Below are 12,390 nucleotides of genomic sequence, written 5' to 3' on the forward strand. Positions count from 1 at the left end.
GGAAACGGCCCGCGCAAACGGCCACGGATGCCTCGCAGGCCAGACCGCCTTAGTCGCTACGCCCTAACGCCGACCGGCAAAGTCCTCCACGGCGGCATAGGACGTGGCCAGGGCCAGGCCCGCGCCGCACTTCTGGCGGGTCCAGTCGTGCCCGGCCAGGATGGAGCCCACGGCGTACAGGCTGTCGAAAGCGGCCTGTCCATCGCTCCCCAGGGGCCGAAAGCGGCTGTCCGTAGCCAGCCCGGCCCGGTTTATGCCGTGACCGGCCGGATCGAACATGTGTTCGCCATGCCACGCCGAGCGCGAGGCGGGCTGCACCACGGGCAGGCCGAACACGGACTCGATCACGCCCTTGCGATGGGGCACAAGGCCCTTGCCGAAAAAGCGGCCCGTGGCCAGAATCGCGCCCCTGGCCCGGACCTCGGCCTCCGGCGCATTCCAGCCCACGTCGCAGGCAAAGCCGCCCGATTCGGCGCGCACCCCAAGCACCAGCTTTTGAAAAAACGTCGCCACCCCCATCCGGACCATGGCCTCCTCAAAGGCGGCCTTCATACGGAGGCCGGTGACCGCCGGGGGGATGGTGGGAATCTCGAACACCGGCATGCCCAAAAGCCCGGTCAGGGCGGCCAGGGTCTCCCGGGTGCGGTAGATGCCGAGCACGGCGGGAAAGCCGACCATCTCCCTGCCCCGAAGGTGGGGAGAAAGGGCCCTGGCCAGCTCCTCGCGGTTTTTTTGGGATTCCAGGGCCAGGGCCATGGGTTCCGGATAGAGGGCCGGGCGGCCGCCGGGGAAGGGCAGTCGCACATGGGCCAGCCCCGGCCAGAAAACCCCGGCCGTCTGGGCGATCTGGGCGGAACTGAATCCCTTGAATCCTTCGAAATCCACGATAAGGGCCGGGGGCGTGCGCCGGATGCCGTGGTCGGCGGCCCACATCCCGGCCGGAACCCGGTAGGTGTGCTTGACCGTACCCACGGGGGTCAGGACCATGGCGTTTTTCCCGTCGTGGCCGTGATAGTCCAGGCCGATCTCCCCCAGAAAGGCGGTGAAGGCGGCGAAGGCGGCCTCGATGTCCGGACGGGACAGTTTGGCGTAGGGGTGGTCCGGCTCGTCGGCGGCCAGGGCGGTGAGCGCCGCGAACGGGTCGTCCCACAGACGGCGGTCCTTGATTGGATGCACGGCCAAAAGATCCAACAGGCCGCTGGCGAACAGGCTTTCGCCCGGGGCCCCGGCCAGGGCCACGGACAGGCCGCGCCGGATGGCCATGGCGGCGGCGGCCATGCCGGCCAGTCCCGTGCCGATGACCAGGAGGTCCACGTCGTGGCGGGGCGGCGTTGGCGCGGTCATGCGTCCTCCTTCCAGGTCTCGTCCCCCGGGACCAGTTCCAGGCCGAACAGCCCGCAATGCACGGCCTCCTGGAATTCGGCCTGCATGAGGGGAAAATCGAACAGGATGGGATGCACGCCCCGCCAGCGTTCGTCGAGAAACCGGCGGATCTCGCACAGTCCCTGGTCGCCGCGCACCACCTCCGTGTCGTAGAGGTGGGCTGCGACCCGGAGACTGCAAAAACCGCCCTGGCAGGGGCCCTTGCCGATGCGGCTGCGCAGGCCGATGGACAAAAGCGTGGTTCCCGGGGAGGCGGCGGGCATGGTGCGCACGATGTCATCCACCACGCTTTTGGAGACCATTTCGCATTCGCACAGGATGGCGTCCGTGGGGTCCGTGGCCTTGAGCCATTTTTTCGGGGCCAGTCCCGGCTCGGTCCAGCGGCCGCCCGCGTACGGGGGCATGACCGTGGTGGCCGTGAGACAGGGCGCGTCCACCCCGAGCTTGGCGCACACCAGATCGGCGGCCTTTTCGGCCATGAGCCGGTAGGTGGTGAGTTTGCCGCCGGTGATGGTCACGAAATTCTCCACGCCGTCCCGGGCATGGTCCAGAAGGGCGAATCCCCGGCTCACGGCCCGGTCGCCGCTTCCGGCGCTGGTCTTGCCGAAAAGCGGCCGCACCCCTGAATAGGCCCGGATATAGCGGGTGGCGTTGAGTTCCGGGACCATGGCCGCGCCCTCGTCGATGATCTGGTCCACCTCGGCGATGGTGGGACGGCAGTCGTCGGGGTCGGGGATGCGCACGGAGGTGGTGCCCAGGATGGACACCGTGCCGCCCGGCACCAGGATGTCCGCATCCGTGGCCGGGCGCAGGCGGTTGATGACCCGGTCGGTGATGCGGCTTTGGGTGACCAGCAGCGTCCCCTTGGAAAAAACCAGATCCACGTGCGGCCCGGCCAGGGCGGCCACCCGTCCGGCCCAGGCCCCGGCGGCGTTGATGACCAGGGAGACTTCAAGCTCGTATTCCCGGCCGTTCGCCGCGTCGCGCAGGGTCGCCGCCCGGATGCGGCCCGCATTCAGGCGAAAGCCCACCACCTGGGTCCAGGGCAGAAAACGCGCCCCGTGGGCCATGGCCTGGCCGATGTTGTCCAGGGAAAGCTTGAAGGGATCGACCGAGGCGTCGGCCACGGCATAGGCGGCAATCAGCCGGTCGGACAGGGCGGGCTCCATGTCCCGGGCGGTTTTCGCGTCCAGGCGGCTGGCGGCGATGCCGCTTTTGGCGCACAGGTCGGGAAAATCGGCCACGTAGGCCTCGTCGTCGCCGGAGACGGCCACGAAAAGCCCGCCGGTGTCCTCGACGCAGTGGGGGGCGATGCGGCGCAGGATCTCGCCTTCCTCGCGACACTCCCGGGCGGCCAGGGGATCCGAGCCCACATAGCGCGCGCCGCTGTGCAGCAGACCGTGGTTGCCGCCCGAGGCCCCGGCGTTGACGTCCTGTTTGTCCACCAGGACGCAGGCCACGCCGCGCAACGCCAGATCGCGGGCAAGTCCCGCGCCGGTGACGCCGCCTCCAATAATGAGCACGGTGGTCCGCACTCCGGTTCTCCTTGGAAGAAAGATGTCGTGTATCGGCGGCCCCCGTCGCGACCGGGACAGGCCCGATCGCGACGGTTTCTTGGGGGGAGGCCGCCGTCCGAAGCGGGGACGGCCGCCGGGGGGTCCGGCATGGGATGGTCCCCGATTTCAGTTTACCCTTGTGAAAAGAAAAACGCAGTGATACGCACATGATGAAAAGGATGTTGTCATCACGCACATAAACCTGTCACAAAATAGCCGAGAAGCGGATTTTTGTCACCATTTTTTTCCAATAACAACAAAGTCGCGTAAACTTTTTTCAAAAACGAAAATGGATCGCGGGGTTGCGCCCGATCCGGGGAATCCGAACATGGCACATCGGGAGCGGGAACACGAGGAGCAGCATGCGGTGGCGCACGAAGAGCAGGCAGCGATGACCGTCCCGGACTCCACGGGAAAGTCCGCCTCGGTGAAAAAACGCCAGGAGAAAATCCTGGCCACGGTGCGCGAAAAGGGATTCGCCACCATAGAGGCCCTGGCCAAGACCTTTCAGGTCACGCCCCAGACCATTCGCCGGGACATCAACATGCTGACCCGGGAAGGTCTTTTGCATCGCTATCATGGCGGCGCGGGCCTGGAGTCGAGCACCGAAAACCTGGCCTATTCCGACCGCAAAGTACTGTGCCGCCAGGAAAAATGCCGCATCGCAGCCATGGTCGCCGCCCACATCCCGGACCATGCCTCGCTTTTTATCAACATCGGCACCACCACCGAGGAGGTGGCCCGGGCCCTGCACAGCCACCAACGCCTGCGGGTCATCACCAACAACTTAAACGTGGCCGGCATCCTGGCCGGATACGACAACGTGGAGGCGATCATCGCCGGGGGGCTCATCCGCCACCGCGACTGCGGCATCATCGGCGAAGCCACCATCGATTTCATCCAGCAGTTCAAAGTGGATTACGGCATTATCGGCATCTCCGGCATCGACCTGGACGGAACCCTTCTGGACTTCGACTTCCGCGAGGTGCGCGCCGCCCGGGCCATCATCGACAACTCCCGCAAGACCTTCCTGGTGGCCGACCACACCAAGTTCGGCCGCAACGCCATGGTCCGCCTGGCGGACATCACCGAGATCGACGCGCTTTTCACCGACGCCATGCCGCCCACGGCCCTGCGCGAAAAGCTTGAGGCCGCCGACGTGAGCTATTACGTGGCCGACCAGGACTGATTCCGGGCGCGCCGCCGTCCGGCCTCCCTCTTGGATTGGCCCCCGGGCGGGCCCGGCCGCATTCCCTTTCGATGTCCAGACGCCTGCCACGGGCCGGGGAGGGCATTCCGGCCGCCTCCCCCCGCATGCCGCAGGGCGCACAATTCTTTCAATCCCTCCAATGAGATGGCATTTATTTTCGGTTTGTTACAAAAACATTTCTTTTTTCGCTTGAGAAAAAACCCTGAAGCTGCTATTCCCTTTTTTCGAAACCGAGTCTTCACTATTTGAAATAATACGTTATTTTAAGATGTTCGCCCCCACAATAGGCGAAGGCGGGGAGCCGGGGATGAGTTTTTCAATCTCGAAAGTCGACAAGCGTGTCGGGCGGGAGACATATCTCTCCGACATCAATCTGCAACTCGAATCCGGGTCGCAAAACGTCATCCTGGGCCGCACCCTGGCCGGGAAGACCACGCTTTTGCGCATCATGGCCGGACTCGACCGTCCCTCGCGCGGCAGCATCGCCGAGAACGGCAAGGACATGACCGGCGTTTCCGTTCGCAAGCGCAACGTGGCCATGGTTTACCAACAGTTCGTCAATTATCCATCGCTTTCGGTCTTCCACAACATCGCCTCGCCGCTCAAACTGGCCGGCATGGCCAAGGCCGACATCGCGGCCCGGGTGCGCGAGGTGGCGGCCGTGTTGCACATCGATCCTTTTCTGGAGCGCCTGCCCCAGGAACTGTCCGGCGGGCAGCAGCAACGCACGGCCATCGCCCGGGCCCTGGTCAAGGACGCCTCGCTTTTGCTGCTGGACGAACCTCTGGTCAACCTGGACTACAAGCTGCGCGAAGAACTGCGCACCGAATTGCGGGAAATTTTCAGCAAGCGGGACTCCATCGTGGTCTACACCACCACGGAACCCTCCGAGGCGCTCATGCTCGGCGGCAACCTGGTGGTCCTGCACGAGGGCCGCGTGCTCCAGACCGGCCGGGCCGAGGAGGTTTACCGCTGTCCGGCATCGGTCAAGGTGGCCGAGATTTTAAGCGATCCGCCCATCAACATCCTGCGCACGCGGGCGGACCAGGCCATGGCCCATCTGGGCGACGGGTTGTCCGTGCCTTTGGACGGACATCTCGCCGACCTGCCCCCTGGCGACTACTTTTTCGGGGTGCGCTCCCACCACCTGTTTTTACGCCGCCAGCATCCCCGGGACATCGAGCTGCACGGCCGGGTGGAGTTGGCCGAGATCAACGGCTCCGAGACCTTCATCCACATGACCTACAACGGCCATCCGCTGGTGGTCCAGGAAGAGGGCGTCCACCAGCGCCGCATCGGCGAGGCCATTCCGTTTTTCGTGCGTCCCCGCAAGTTCTATATCTTCGACCGGGACGGCGCCCTGGTGCGTGCGCCCCTGTTCGAAGACGTGTAATTCCGCCAACGAGGTACGTTTTCATGGCCCGCATCGTTCTCGACGACCTGGCTCACAGCTACCGGCCGCATCCCGCAGGCCCGGACGACTATGCCCTCAAGCGCATCGATACCGTCTGGGACGACGGCGGGGCGTATGCCCTGCTTGGCCCCTCGGGGTGCGGCAAGACCACGCTTTTAAACATCATCTCCGGCCTTTTGGTTCCCAGCCAGGGCCGGGTGCTGTACGGCGAGACCGACGTCACCCGCCTGCCGCCGGAAAAACGCAACATCGCCCAGGTGTTCCAGTTCCCGGTGCTCTACGACACCATGACCGTGCGCGAGAACCTGGCCTTCCCCCTGCGCAACCGGGGCGTGTCGCCCGCAGACACCGCCACGCGGGTCATGGAGGTGGCCGAGGCCCTGGACCTTGTGCCCGTGCTGGACCAAACGGCCAGCGGCCTGTCCGCCGACGCCAAACAGAAAATTTCGCTTGGCCGGGGGCTGGTGCGCAGCGACGTGGCGGCCATCCTGTTCGACGAGCCGCTGACGGTCATCGACCCGCATCTCAAGTGGCAGCTTCGCCGCAAGCTCAAAGAAATCCATGACCGTTTCAAGCTCACCCTCATCTATGTGACCCACGACCAGGTGGAGGCCATGACCTTCGCCGATCAGGTGGTGGTCATGTACGACGGGGAAATCGTGCAGGTCGGCACGCCCCAGGATCTTTTCGAAAACCCTGAGCACACCTTCGTGGGCTATTTCATCGGCAGCCCCGGCATGAACCTTCTGCCCGTGACCGTGGACGGCGAGACGGCGCTGACCGGCGCCTCCCGCATCCCCCTGGCCCCGGCCCTGGCCGAAAAGGCCCGGGCCGCAGCCGCAGCCGGGGCGAAACTCGAACTCGGCATCCGGCCCATGTACCTGGGCCTTTTGGACGCCGGGGTCGATCACGGCGTCGCGGCCAGGATCAATCTGGTGGAAGACCAGGGGGATTGCCGCATCGTCACCGCCGCCATGGGGGACGTGATCGTCAAGGCCCGGGTACCCGAGGGCCGGGCCATCCCCACGCTCGCGGCCAAGGCGGTCTTCCCCCACGAGTGGACCAGGATTTTCGCCGATGGACGGCTTTTGAAATAGACGGCCGCGTGGTCCAGTGCGCGTTTTTGGGATTCACAACTCGAAGAGAGGGACGACGTGGAGAAGTGGGACGACAACAAGGCCTGGTTTCTGGTCTTGCCGGTCTTTTTAGTGGTGGCCTTTAGCGCCATCATACCGCTTATGACCGTGGTCAATTATTCGGTTCAGGACATCATGGCCCCGGGGCAGGGGATTTTCGTCGGCCCCGAATGGTATCGCGAGGTGCTGCACGACCCCAGGCTGCATGAGGCCTTCCTGCGCCAGTTGATCTATTCCTTCACGGTGCTGGCCATCGAGATCCCCCTGGGGATCGCCGTGGCCCTGACCCTGCCCTCCAAGGGCTGGACCGTCTCGGCCTGCCTGGTTCTTTTGGCCCTGCCGCTGCTCATCCCCTGGAACGTGGTCGGCACCATCTGGGTGGTCTTTTCCCGCCCCGACATTGGCCTGTCCGGGATGACCATAAATGAACTTCTGGGCATTCCCTACAACTACACCGCCGATCCCATGGACAGTTGGCTGACGGTGGTCATCATGGACATCTGGCACTGGACGCCGCTGGTGGTTCTTTTGTGCTACGCCGGGCTCCAGGCCATCCCCGAGGCCTATTATCAGGCGGCCAAGATCGACGGGGCCTCGCGCTGGGCCGTGTTCCGGTTCATCCAGCTTCCCAAAATGCGCGGCGTGCTCATGATCGCGGTGCTTTTACGCTTCATGGACAGCTTCATGATTTATACCGAGCCGTTCGTCCTGACCGGCGGCGGCCCCGGCAACTCCACCACGTTTTTGAGCCAGTTCCTCACCAAAATGGCCATCGGCCAGTTCGATCTGGGACCGGCGGCGGCGTTCTCGCTCATCTACTTCCTGGTCATTTTGCTCTTAAGCTACATCTTCTACACCGTGATCACCAACCTCGGAAAAGGAGTGGCGAAATGAAGGTGAACGGCCGTCAGATCGTGCTGCTCCTGTATCTGGGATTTCTTCTTCTGCCCATTTATTGGCTGGTGAACATGTCGTTTAAGACCACCGAGGAGATCCTCGGCGGCTTCAGCATGCTTCCTGACGACTTCACCATGGCCAACTACCGGATGATATTCACCGACAGTTCCTGGTACATGGGCTACATCAACTCCATCAAATACGTGGTCTTAAACACGGTCATCTCCCTGTCCGTGGCCCTGCCCGCAGCCTACGCCTTTTCGCGGTTCCGGTTTCTGGGCGACAAACACATGTTCTTCTGGCTTCTGACCAACCGCATGTCCCCCCCGGCCGTTTTTTTGCTGCCCTTTTTCAACTTCTACCAGACCGTGGGCCTTTTCGACACGCACATCGCCGTGGCCCTGGCCCATTGCCTGTTCAACGTGCCCCTGGCGGTCTGGATTTTGGAAGGATTCATGTCCGGCATCCCCCGGGAGATCGACGAGACGGCCTTTATCGACGGCTACAGCTTTCCCCGGTTTTTCTTCACCATCTTCATCCCCCTGGTGAAGGCCGGCATCGGCGTCACGGCCTTTTTCTGCTTCATGTTCTCCTGGGTGGAACTGCTTCTGGCCCGGACCCTGACCACGGTCAACGCCAAGCCCATCGCCGCCACCATGACCCGGACCATCAGCGCCGCAGGCATGGACTGGGGGGGCCTTGCCGCCGCCGGGGTTTTGACCATGATCCCCGGGGCCATCGTGATCTGGTTCGTGCGCAACTACATGGCCAAGGGCTTCGCCCTGGGCCGGGTCTGATCCGCCGCGGCGGGGAATGGAGACGGTTTGCGGCGAGGCTGTGCGGCGGCCGCAGACATGGAAACGAGTGGATCAGGCCATTTGTCCTGAGCGCGTAACGAAGGAGTGCGGGGAATGGATCTCACCTGGATGGAATGGACCCCCATCACGGCCTATTTTTTCATCTTCATAGGCTGCACCCTGGCCGTCATGACCGTGTGGCAGGTGCTCTCGCCCACCGTCGAGCGCAAGGGGTTTCTGCCCATGGCCACCACCCGGGGAGACCGGCTTTTCGTCGGGCTTCTCGGCGGATGCTATATTTTACTGGCCTTCATCGGCCTTTCCGAAGTCAGTCTCTGGTATGCCCTGGCCCTGGCCCTGGCCTTTCTCGGCGGCGTCCTGCGTTTCGGATGAGCCCCGGTTTCGCCTGGCCTGGACAGACGTTTTGCGATGTGGAGCGGCAGGAAACGTTTAACCGGAGGTACGGCAGATGAGAGGATTACGACGTGGCAGATTGGGGAAGGCCTCGCTGTGCATGGGCTTCCTCGCCGTGATGCTTTTTATGGTCACGGGCCTGGCGGCGGCTGACGACGACGCCAAGTACATGGAGGCGGCCAAAAAATGGGTGGATCAGGAATTCACGCCGTCCACCCTGTCCAAGGAAGAGCAGCTCAAAGAGCTCGAATGGTTCATCAAGGCCTCCAAGCCCTTCCGGGGCATGGAGATCAAGGTTGTCTCGGAAACCATCACCACCCACGAGTACGAATCCAAGACCCTGGCCAAGGCCTTTTACGAGATCACGGGCATCAAGCTGACCCATGATCTCATCCAGGAAGGCGACGTCATCGAGAAGATCCAGACCCAGATGCAGTCGGGACAGAACATCTACGACGGCTGGATCAACGACTCCGACCTGATCGGCACCCATTTCCGCTACGGCCATGCGGTCTCTCTGACCGATTTCATGGCGGGCGAGGGCAAGGACGTGACCCTGCCCACCCTGGATCTGCCGGATTTCATCGGCACCTCCTTCACCACCGGCCCGGACGGCAAGCTCTATCAGCTCCCGGACCAGCAGTTCGCCAACCTGTACTGGTTCCGGTACGACTGGTTCCAGCGCCCCGACCTCAAGGCCAAGTTCAAGGAAATCTACGGCTATGAGCTGGGCGTGCCGGTCAACTGGTCCGCCTACGAAGACATCGCCGAATTCTTCACCGACAAGGTGAAGGAAATCGACGGTAAGCGCGTGTACGGCCACATGGACTACGGCAAAAAGAGCCCCGACCTCGGTTGGCGCTTCACCGACGCCTGGCTGTCCATGGCCGGTACCGGCGACAAGGGCCTGCCCAACGGCAAGCCCGTGGACGAGTGGGGCATCCGCGTGGATGGCTGCCGTCCCGTGGCCTCCAGCGTCTCCCGCGGCGGCGCCACCAACGGCCCGGCCGCTGTCTACGCCATGGAAAAGTACATGGAATGGCTCAAGAAGTACGCTCCGGCCGAAGCCCTGGGCATGACCTTCTACGAGTCCGGCCCGGTTCCCGCCCAGGGGCATATCGCCCAGCAGATCTTCTGGTACACGGCCTTCACCGCCGACATGGTCAAGCCCGGGCTTGACGTGGTCAACGCCGACGGCTCGCCCAAGTGGCGCATGGCCCCGTCCCCCCACGGTGCGTACTGGGAAGAAGGCATGAAGCTCGGCTACCAGGATTGCGGTTCCTGGACGTTCCTGAAAAGCACCCCCATCGACCGCATGAAGGCCGCCTGGCTGTACGCCCAGTTCTGCGTGGCCAAGACCACCTCGCTGAAAAAGACCATCGTGGGGCTTACCCCCATCCGTAACTCCGACGTGACCTCCGAGGCCATGGCCAAGATCGCGCCCAAGCTCGGCGGTCTGGTGGAGTTCTACAAGAGCCCGGCCCGCGTGGCCTGGACCCCCACCGGCACCAACGTGCCGGATTACCCGAAGATGGCCCAGTTGTGGTGGCAGAACATCGGCGAGACCCTCTCCGGAGAGGTCACCCCGCAAAAGGCCATGGACAATCTGGCCGAGGCCCAGGACAAGGTGTTGGCCCGCCTGGAGCGCGCCAATGTCCAGGGCGAATGCGCCCCGAAGCTGAACCCCGAAAAGGGCGCGGACTACTGGTTCGCCCAGCCCGGCGCCCCCAAGCCCAAGCTGGCCAACGAAAAGCCCAAGGGCGAAACCGTTGACTACGACCAGCTGATCAAGGCCTGGCGTGAAGGCCGCGTGAAGTAAGCACGCCCGCACGACATGACTTGCATGACGGCGCGTCCTTCGGGGCGCGCCGTTTGTTTGTCGCCAGCCTCCATCCCGCTTCAGGCAACGACCAAGGTCTGCGACCAGATCGATGACGCATGTCTCGTTCGCGTCAACCAAAGCCCGTCGCCGCCAGGGACGGCTCGGCAGCATCCCGGAAAGCCTCGAAGACCGCTGGCTGACGGTCTAGCCAACCCGCCCGGCGGGTGGCGTGCGCATTGCATTGGGTGAAAACTTTTCAGGTATCTGGTTCGTGGGATGTTGTTGTCTGCCGGAGTCTTGGGATACATATCCGCCCGGGCGGGGCGTCGGAGACGACAGCCTCCCATTTCGGATTCCGCCCCAACCACGTTCAAGGAGCCAACATGGGTTTCAGCCTGAAAGACATCCTGCACGACAAGGCCTGGCAGCTTCTGCGCCTGGAAACCGACCCCGGCCTGGGTTGCACCGAGCCCGCCGCCATCGGCCTGTGCGCCGCCGTGGCCGCCGCCATCCTGCAATCCCGCGAGCCCGACGCCATTGTCGTTATGACCGATCCCAACATCTATAAAAACGCCATGGGCGTGAGCATCCCCAACGCCAACTCCGAGGCGGGCATTCCCCTGGCCGCCGCCCTGGGGGCCGTGGCCGGGGAGCCGTCCCAGAGGCTCCAGATCTTTTCCACCGTGACCCCGGACGACCTGGAAAAAGCCCAGGCCCTGGTGCGCCAGGGCAAGGTCACGGCAGGAATCGCTCCGGAGACCACGGGCCTTTACGTCAAGGTCGCCATCACCGCCGGAGAGCACACGGCCTGGGCCGTGGTCTCGGGCCGCCACGACCATGTGGCCTCCCGGGGCCTGGACGGACGGGAGATGGGCTGCGACGAGAATTCCGGGCCATCGTCCTCGGACTCCGGGCTGGTGGCCCTGGAAGAATGGCTGCTGGGCATGACTGTGCCGGAACTGGTCACCCTGGTGGACGAGATGGACAGCGCGGACCTGGAATACGTGCGCGAGGGCCTGGCCTTAAACGAGGCCCTGGTGGAATATGGCCTGGCCCACGGTCCGGGCATCGCCGTAGGCCGCACCCAGCTTGGGCTCATCCGCCAGGGCCTTGTCAAGAAGGACATGGTGGTCTGGGCCGGGGTGCGCACGGCCTCGGGCATTGATTCCCGCATGGGCGGGGCGCCGCTTCCGGCCATGACCCTGGCCGGGTCGGGCAACCAGTGCATTGCGGCGGGCATTCCGGTGGTCACCGTGGCCCAGTATGCGGACATGGAGGACCAGACCCTTGCGGTGCGGGCGGTCATGCTAAGCTACCTCATCACCTGTTCCATCAAGGCCGGGGTGGGGCGGCTCTCAGCGCTGTGCGGCAGCGGCATGGCGGGCGGGGCGGGCGTGGCCGCCGCCACGGCCTATCTGTTCGGAGGGACGATGGAGAAGATCGGCGGGGCCATCAAAAACCACATCGCGGCCTTTTGCCCCGTGGCCTGCGACGGGGCCAAGACCAGTTGCGCCCTCAAGGTCGGGGAGATGGCGGCAGCTGCGGTCAAAAACGGCCTTCTGGCCCTGTCGGGCTGCATCGTGCGGGCCACAGACGGGGTGGTGGACAAATCCCCGGAACAGACCATGCGCAACCTGGGAATCATCGCCAAAAAAGGCCTGTGCGGTCTTGATCCGGTGATCCTGGACATCATGCTGCACAAACAGGTCTAACCCGCATCGTCGTTTTTTTCGCGGAGATACCGGGGTTCTTCTCGATCTT

At 63.9% G+C, this 12,390-nt stretch carries 10 protein-coding genes; 8 read left to right on the plus strand and 2 right to left on the minus strand.

Annotated features, from left to right (window positions below; genetic code table 11):
- Positions 1-63: 63 nt before the first annotated feature.
- Positions 64-1,344 (minus strand): glycerol-3-phosphate dehydrogenase subunit GlpB, encoded by a 1,281-nt coding sequence (gene glpB / locus GD606_RS03300; RefSeq protein ID WP_163301995.1) that lies wholly within the window; start codon positions 1,342-1,344, stop codon positions 64-66.
- Complete coding sequence (gene glpA / locus GD606_RS03305; RefSeq protein ID WP_163301994.1) at positions 1,341-2,918, minus strand: anaerobic glycerol-3-phosphate dehydrogenase subunit GlpA; 1,578 nt, start codon at positions 2,916-2,918, stop codon at positions 1,341-1,343. Before glpA ends, glpB begins: the two co-directional genes overlap by 4 nt.
- A 349-nt stretch (positions 2,919-3,267) precedes the next feature.
- Between glpA and GD606_RS03310 the strand changes: the two genes are divergently transcribed.
- From GD606_RS03310 to GD606_RS03345, 8 genes are all read left to right on the plus strand, one after another.
- Complete coding sequence (locus GD606_RS03310) at positions 3,268-4,128, plus strand: DeoR/GlpR family DNA-binding transcription regulator (RefSeq protein ID WP_281362033.1); 861 nt, start codon at positions 3,268-3,270, stop codon at positions 4,126-4,128.
- 328 nt (positions 4,129-4,456) lie between these two features.
- The gene (locus GD606_RS03315) at positions 4,457-5,542 is read left to right on the plus strand and encodes an ABC transporter ATP-binding protein (RefSeq protein ID WP_163301993.1); all 1,086 of its coding nucleotides are present in this window, start codon (positions 4,457-4,459) and stop codon (positions 5,540-5,542) included.
- 23 nt (positions 5,543-5,565) lie between these two features.
- The gene (locus tag GD606_RS03320) at positions 5,566-6,660 is read left to right on the plus strand and encodes an ABC transporter ATP-binding protein (protein ID WP_163301992.1); all 1,095 of its coding nucleotides are present in this window, start codon (positions 5,566-5,568) and stop codon (positions 6,658-6,660) included.
- Between the two features lie 57 nt (positions 6,661-6,717).
- Positions 6,718-7,593 (plus strand): carbohydrate ABC transporter permease, encoded by an 876-nt coding sequence (locus GD606_RS03325; RefSeq protein ID WP_163301991.1) that lies wholly within the window; start codon positions 6,718-6,720, stop codon positions 7,591-7,593.
- Positions 7,590-8,393: a carbohydrate ABC transporter permease gene (locus GD606_RS03330; protein ID WP_163301990.1), complete on the plus strand. Its 804-nt coding sequence runs from the start codon at positions 7,590-7,592 to the stop codon at positions 8,391-8,393. The genes GD606_RS03325 and GD606_RS03330 overlap by 4 nt, the downstream gene beginning before the upstream one ends.
- 114 nt (positions 8,394-8,507) lie before the next feature.
- The gene (locus GD606_RS03335) at positions 8,508-8,786 is read left to right on the plus strand and encodes a DUF2160 domain-containing protein (protein WP_163301989.1); all 279 of its coding nucleotides are present in this window, start codon (positions 8,508-8,510) and stop codon (positions 8,784-8,786) included.
- Positions 8,787-8,907: 121 nt separating this feature from the next.
- Complete coding sequence (locus GD606_RS03340; RefSeq protein ID WP_163301988.1) at positions 8,908-10,626, plus strand: ABC transporter substrate-binding protein; 1,719 nt, start codon at positions 8,908-8,910, stop codon at positions 10,624-10,626.
- Positions 10,627-11,012: 386 nt separating this feature from the next.
- Positions 11,013-12,341, plus strand: a complete 1,329-nt coding sequence (locus tag GD606_RS03345; protein WP_163301987.1) for an L-cysteine desulfidase family protein — start codon at positions 11,013-11,015, stop codon at positions 12,339-12,341.
- The last annotated feature ends 49 nt before the right edge of the window (positions 12,342-12,390 follow it).

The sequence above is a fragment of the Desulfolutivibrio sulfodismutans DSM 3696 genome (genome assembly GCF_013376455.1).
Taxonomy (GTDB): Bacteria; Desulfobacterota; Desulfovibrionia; order Desulfovibrionales; family Desulfovibrionaceae; genus Desulfolutivibrio; species Desulfolutivibrio sulfodismutans.

What these genes read in the sequence shown, in the direction of transcription:
- glpB (WP_163301995.1), bottom strand. Translation starts at nt 1,344, where the DNA reads ATGACCGCGCCAACGCCGCCCCGCCACGACGTGGACCTCCTGGTCATC.
- GD606_RS03310 (WP_281362033.1), top strand. Translation starts at nt 3,268, where the DNA reads ATGGCACATCGGGAGCGGGAACACGAGGAGCAGCATGCGGTGGCGCAC.
- GD606_RS03315 (WP_163301993.1), top strand. Translation starts at nt 4,457, where the DNA reads ATGAGTTTTTCAATCTCGAAAGTCGACAAGCGTGTCGGGCGGGAGACA.
- GD606_RS03320 (WP_163301992.1), top strand. Translation starts at nt 5,566, where the DNA reads ATGGCCCGCATCGTTCTCGACGACCTGGCTCACAGCTACCGGCCGCAT.
- GD606_RS03330 (WP_163301990.1), top strand. Translation starts at nt 7,590, where the DNA reads ATGAAGGTGAACGGCCGTCAGATCGTGCTGCTCCTGTATCTGGGATTT.
- GD606_RS03335 (WP_163301989.1), top strand. Translation starts at nt 8,508, where the DNA reads ATGGATCTCACCTGGATGGAATGGACCCCCATCACGGCCTATTTTTTC.
- GD606_RS03340 (WP_163301988.1), top strand. Translation starts at nt 8,908, where the DNA reads ATGGGCTTCCTCGCCGTGATGCTTTTTATGGTCACGGGCCTGGCGGCG.
- GD606_RS03345 (WP_163301987.1), top strand. Translation starts at nt 11,013, where the DNA reads ATGGGTTTCAGCCTGAAAGACATCCTGCACGACAAGGCCTGGCAGCTT.